Origin of the sequence: Klebsiella sp. K5-45, from assembly GCF_030128605.1 — a bacterium.
Classification (GTDB): Bacteria; Pseudomonadota; Gammaproteobacteria; order Enterobacterales; family Enterobacteriaceae; genus Klebsiella; species Klebsiella quasipneumoniae.
Window position 1 is genome coordinate 1 of sequence record NZ_JAKUZW010000039.1, and the last position, 5,049, is coordinate 5,049.

5 protein-coding genes are annotated in these 5,049 nt (G+C 42.3%); all 5 read left to right on the plus strand.

Annotated elements, in window-relative coordinates; all coding sequences use genetic code 11:
• Positions 1-70: hypothetical protein (locus MKS11_RS27125; protein ID WP_223349232.1), on the plus strand; the 70-nt coding region annotated here is incomplete at its 5' end.
• A gap of 181 nt (positions 71-251) precedes the next feature.
• On the plus strand, positions 252-803 hold the full coding sequence (locus tag MKS11_RS27130) for a hypothetical protein (RefSeq protein ID WP_284109796.1): 552 nt from the start codon (positions 252-254) through the stop codon (positions 801-803).
• Between the two features lie 4 nt (positions 804-807).
• Entirely contained in the window at positions 808-3,258 is a 2,451-nt protein-coding gene (locus MKS11_RS27135) for a hypothetical protein (protein ID WP_284109797.1), read from the plus strand.
• A gap of 131 nt (positions 3,259-3,389) precedes the next feature.
• Entirely contained in the window at positions 3,390-4,274 is an 885-nt protein-coding gene (locus MKS11_RS27140) for an AAA family ATPase (protein ID WP_323128771.1), read from the plus strand.
• Positions 4,275-4,310: 36 nt separating this feature from the next.
• The gene (locus MKS11_RS27765) at positions 4,311-4,901 is read left to right on the plus strand and encodes an AAA family ATPase (protein WP_323802305.1); all 591 of its coding nucleotides are present in this window, start codon (positions 4,311-4,313) and stop codon (positions 4,899-4,901) included.
• The last annotated feature ends 148 nt before the right edge of the window (positions 4,902-5,049 follow it).

The window sequence follows — 5,049 nt, forward strand, 5'->3', positions numbered from 1 at the left end:
TATGGCCCTGGTACGAGCGCTGAACAAAATGACGAAAGCAGGTATGCCTGAAAGCGTGCGTATTGCCTGAAAACACAACCCGCTACGGGGGAGACTTACCCGAAATCTGATTTATTCAACAAAGCCGGCAGTTTTTTGACAAAGCAGCAGAAGGGCTGCTCCAATACAACCCTCAGAGACTGTACCAGTATATCCAACGTCATCCTGTAATTACTGACTGGTTCAACCGTAAAGGTTACAGAACGTCTATTATGCCCTTCGCGAACGATTTGGAAGAACGTTACGCATTTCATCCACTAGTTGTACAACGCCTACTGATGGGACGTCTTGGAGAAGAGGCTATCCGGGCGCTTCTTTATTCAGAGAGCATCATTACCACCAGCCAGGTGAGCAATCACCGTCTTTTTGAGCAGTATGATTTCAGCATAAAAAATTCTGATTATCGTGTGGATGCTAAGTTTTGGAGACAAGATACTCTCGATAAGGCAGATGAAGAATATCAACAATGGTTGGCATCTGGCGCAAATCAAGAGCATACCCCTTTGGGTCTGAGTAAAAAACTGGCACAAATTCGCGCTATCGAAGGTAATAAAACCAGATTGGTTATCGCCAACTTTGTCGCTCCACATGCTGATAGCCAATTACTGGGTTTCTCTCACCAGTTGACCCCTGTTCAAAATCCTTATGATGCAGACATTCTGATTCTCGGAGGATGCGTGACTCCGGATACCATTTCAGTGGAAACCCCCGGATTCGGGCAACTCAAAAAAGTCATCAATCAAAACATTATGGAAAGAGCATAACATCATGGCGAAACGTAATGACGAAATAATCCGTTCTCTCCCCCTTTCACATATGATTTACCGGGACGACGAGATCGATCAGGAGAAAGCTGAAAAACTGGTTGTTTATCATTATCCGTTAAGTAAAAACTATCGCTGGAAAGAATGGCAAACCCAAATTGATGATGAGTTAGGTGGACGTTATTACCCTTATTTGATGAAGTCTCATAAAGATCAATTTGGACTATACGTTGCTTTGGACTCTGAGCAGGATAATCCACCAGTAATAAAAAATGGTGATGGGATTATTGTTGAACCAACGCGTGTCCATTACAAGGCTATGCTGAATCCAGTATGGATCCGGCTTATCATGCGTAAAGTCTCCGCCTTTGGTTCGCATTGCAAAGGTAGTCATACTCTGGGATGCCCATTACTACAGACTGACGTCTGGAAAAGTAAGAACAGTTTCGGTATCAATGCAATTAGTCTGGACTGTCGCACTCAACAAAGAAGTGATAAAAATATAACTGAGGTTATATTATTTCATAAAAGCGTCCCACTACGACCAGTCGATATAAAAACCGAATCATTTAATATTAATCAACCATTATGGATATATGATAAAAATAATGTTCTTGTCCGCTGGAAAGCGGAAAAAACAACAAAACCTAAATCTCAGATTTACCGGGAAGTAGCCAAAAACAAAGATAAACGCATGCTACGCCCTTTTCTCGACCTTTCATCCTCAACCTCACTTAAAAATAGCTGGCCCTGGATCCTTCAACCCGTACAAAATGAATTTATTGAGCAAGCAAGAAAATTTGGCTTCGGATTGTCTCCAGTAGTACTTAAGTTACGCCCTTTACCGCTTAAAACAAAATTCAAAACAACTGACAAGGCTAAATTCCCAAGTGTACAGCTTGACAAAGAGATAAAGGTCCTCGATCTACGTTTTTCGAAAAATGTATCCCCACAATATATTGTTAATAACATTCAGTCGCTTCTGAATGAAAAATATCCTGAAGCACGCATGTCATTACTACCTGATATAGAACAGGATCAGATTGTAAATATAGAAATTGATAGATCACAGTGTCTACTTGTTTTGCTGGATCAGACTCCAGGTATCATTGACGATCGCTATCCATTGACAACAATGTTAAGAACCAAAGTTGCCTGCCAGCATATTAATGTTAATCCTTTTGATCTCACAGGTGACCCAGTTACGGATAACTTACTAATAGAACAGTCTACTTCTGACGGTGACACAAGGCTTATTCCTGCCACGGATTCTCGTTACTATAATTATAGTATCAGTGATTTTGAGAAAAAAGCGGCTCAGGAAGCTCTGGCACGTAATGTTGAAATTGTATATAAGGAGTTAGCACTGAAACATTTGCTGCTATGCAATGAGACCAAAATTAGTGTGACGCTTCCGCAGCAGAAGGATCTGCTCACTAACAGTCTCGCTGTAATCACTAATGGCTGTTTGTTTACTGTTAAACAAGACCGTCCAATAATATTACCTTTCCACCCAGCTATGCCAGATGCTGTTTCAGCCTGTGATAATATACTCCGTTCATTTGATACCTCCGTAACAGCATTACTCGCTCTACTTAACCAAAAGTGGCCTTACCATTATCGCCCTCAGGATATTACTCAAGGGATTTGGAATGAAGCAGATAAGTTGACCCGGTTTATTAATCGGTTGACAATAATAATTCACAAAACGGAAGAAGTGACTATCCTCCTACAGGATCCACAATATGGGGCACCTCATATGCTTCCGGAGAAATTAAACGATTTAATGTCTATTCTGGATTCTCAACGGCAACAGCTCCCTCTTAATCAATGGTTATTACCTGAAATGGATGAACTAACTTTTCATATAGAGCAACTTACTGAAGAGGGTGAATTATCCGATACAAATAGAAATACGTTACTTCGTGAACTAGAATTGTTGTGTAAGTTATGGGAATGTGCTTTAAAAAAACATTATTCCGACAATGAATTCAATGTCACTTATGATATTTTAAAAAGTTTTGTTTTTTCCCAATGGCCTGAAAAGAAAAATGCGCTTATGGTAGGAGTCGCTAAAAAATCAGTAAAAAGAGCCAGTACATCGTTAATAGCATCATGGAATAAATTATTATCGCGTGTCTTCGATTTACCTTTAGGCGATCCCCGCAACTGGCTCAAAAACGTACCTGGTATTACACGGCTCTGGCATGATCCAGAACAAAATTATGTCATCGTTGGCAGCCTTTCCTCTCCTCAACCTCTTATTCAACGTCAGCCCAGTATTCGGCAGTGGCATGCATTACAGGGGGAACTTAATTACGAACTCCTTGCAGGACTGGTTGACGTTGACTGGGTCAGAATGAATCAACTGGCGGGTAATCCCTGTGTGGCTACGCTTGTTCGTCGGTGGCAGGAATGCCAGGGTCATCCAAATGAGGTGCCATGTGTTCCGTAAGAAGAGTAAAAAAACTGACTGTATTTCAAATGGAAGTAAACCATTGGAAATGCTGTGCACACTAATGAAAATAATTAATAACATCAATTAATTAACCATAAATCGACAAATGGATAGCTAATGAGGGGCGTATGTGTATTCATCAAATTAAAATCAAGAACTTCCGCCTGTTAGCAGACGTGGAGCTTATGTTAGAAGATCAAACAACAGTTATTGTTGGTCGAAATAACAGTGGGAAAACGTCACTATCAGAATTAATGCGCAGGTTTTTGGTAGATAACAGCGCCTCCTTTCAGCTTGAAGATTTTTCCAGTGTTTGTTACGAGTCTTTCGAGAAGGCGCTTAATTCACTAAACCAAGGTGCAGAAGAGGATGTAATTCGTAAGCTAATTCCTGCTATTGAGCTCAGGCTGAAACTCCAGTACGACCCTGTTCGGCCTCAATTTGGGCCATTAGCCCCTTTTGTTATTGATTTAGATCCTGACTGTACAAAAGCACAGGTAGTAGTACGCTATGAATTGAAAGACGGTCAACTGGCGCAGTTTTTCGAAAACCAGCCCAAGAAACCGCTAACCCAAGAGACTCGTATTGCATTCTTCCGAACCCTGCGGGAGCGTGTCCCTGGTAATTTCTGTATGAAAATCTGGGCCGAAGACCCAAATGATCAAGATAATCGCCGTGAATTGCAACCTGGGGCGTTACGCAGCCTGGTCAAAACCGGATTTATCAACGCTCAGCGGGGGCTTGATGATGTAACATATCGAGAATCTGACATATTGGCGAAAACTGTAGAGGGACTTTTTGCTATAGCTTCTTCAGCATCTGCGGATTCAGCAGACAAACAAATTGCCGAAGCTTTAAAGGAGGCCGTCGAGGACATTCAAACCCAAATCGACACAAGCTTTGGCGGTCAGCTAAAAAGCTTAATTCCAGCACTGAAAACCTTTGGATATCCAGGGCTGGGAGGACAAGAACTACATACTGAGACTCAGTTAGATGTTCGAAAGTTACTATAAAACTTCACCAAAGTTCGTTACTCGGGCTATGGGGGTATTACACTACCCGAATCGTACAACGGTCTCGGCGCACCTAATTTAATATTCATCCTTTTGCAATTGGCTGGCTTCTATAAGGCGTTTCGTGCTGAGGTTGCTGAGCCAGGCGTACATCTGATCTTCATTGAAGAACCTGAAGCACACTTGCATCCACAAATGCAAGAGGTCTTTATCCGACAACTTGCCAAGATAGCACAGCAGTTGGTTGACAGCACTGAAGACAAACGATCTTGGCCTGTTCAGTTCGTCGTATCTACCCATTCATCACATATCGTCAATGCGGCAGGTTTTGAGAATATCCGCTACTTTCTCGGAGTTCCAGTACCAGGAACTCTGGAGGGTGTCCGTAAAACCAAGATCAAAGATTTGCGAAAGGGGCTGAAGGATATACCGCCTGAAGATAAAAAGTTTCTCCACCAGTATATGACATTAACGCGCTGCGACTTGTTTTTCGCCGACAAGGCTATTCTGGTTGAAGGACTGAGCGAGAGGTTAATACTTCCTGTTATCATTGCGAAGCTTGAAGTCTCTGAGCCTGAAGGTTCAAAGCTATCCAGCCAATATGTGACTGAATCGCCACGGGTTTAACAGACACCTCAGAGTCATTTATGGACTGACCCCGCCCCGGTAGACGATCCTGCCCTATAGTTTGAGCATAGGAGGAGCGTATGGGCACACCACGATTTACACCTGAATTTAAGGAAGAAGCCGTCCGCCAGATAACGGAACGCGGTTA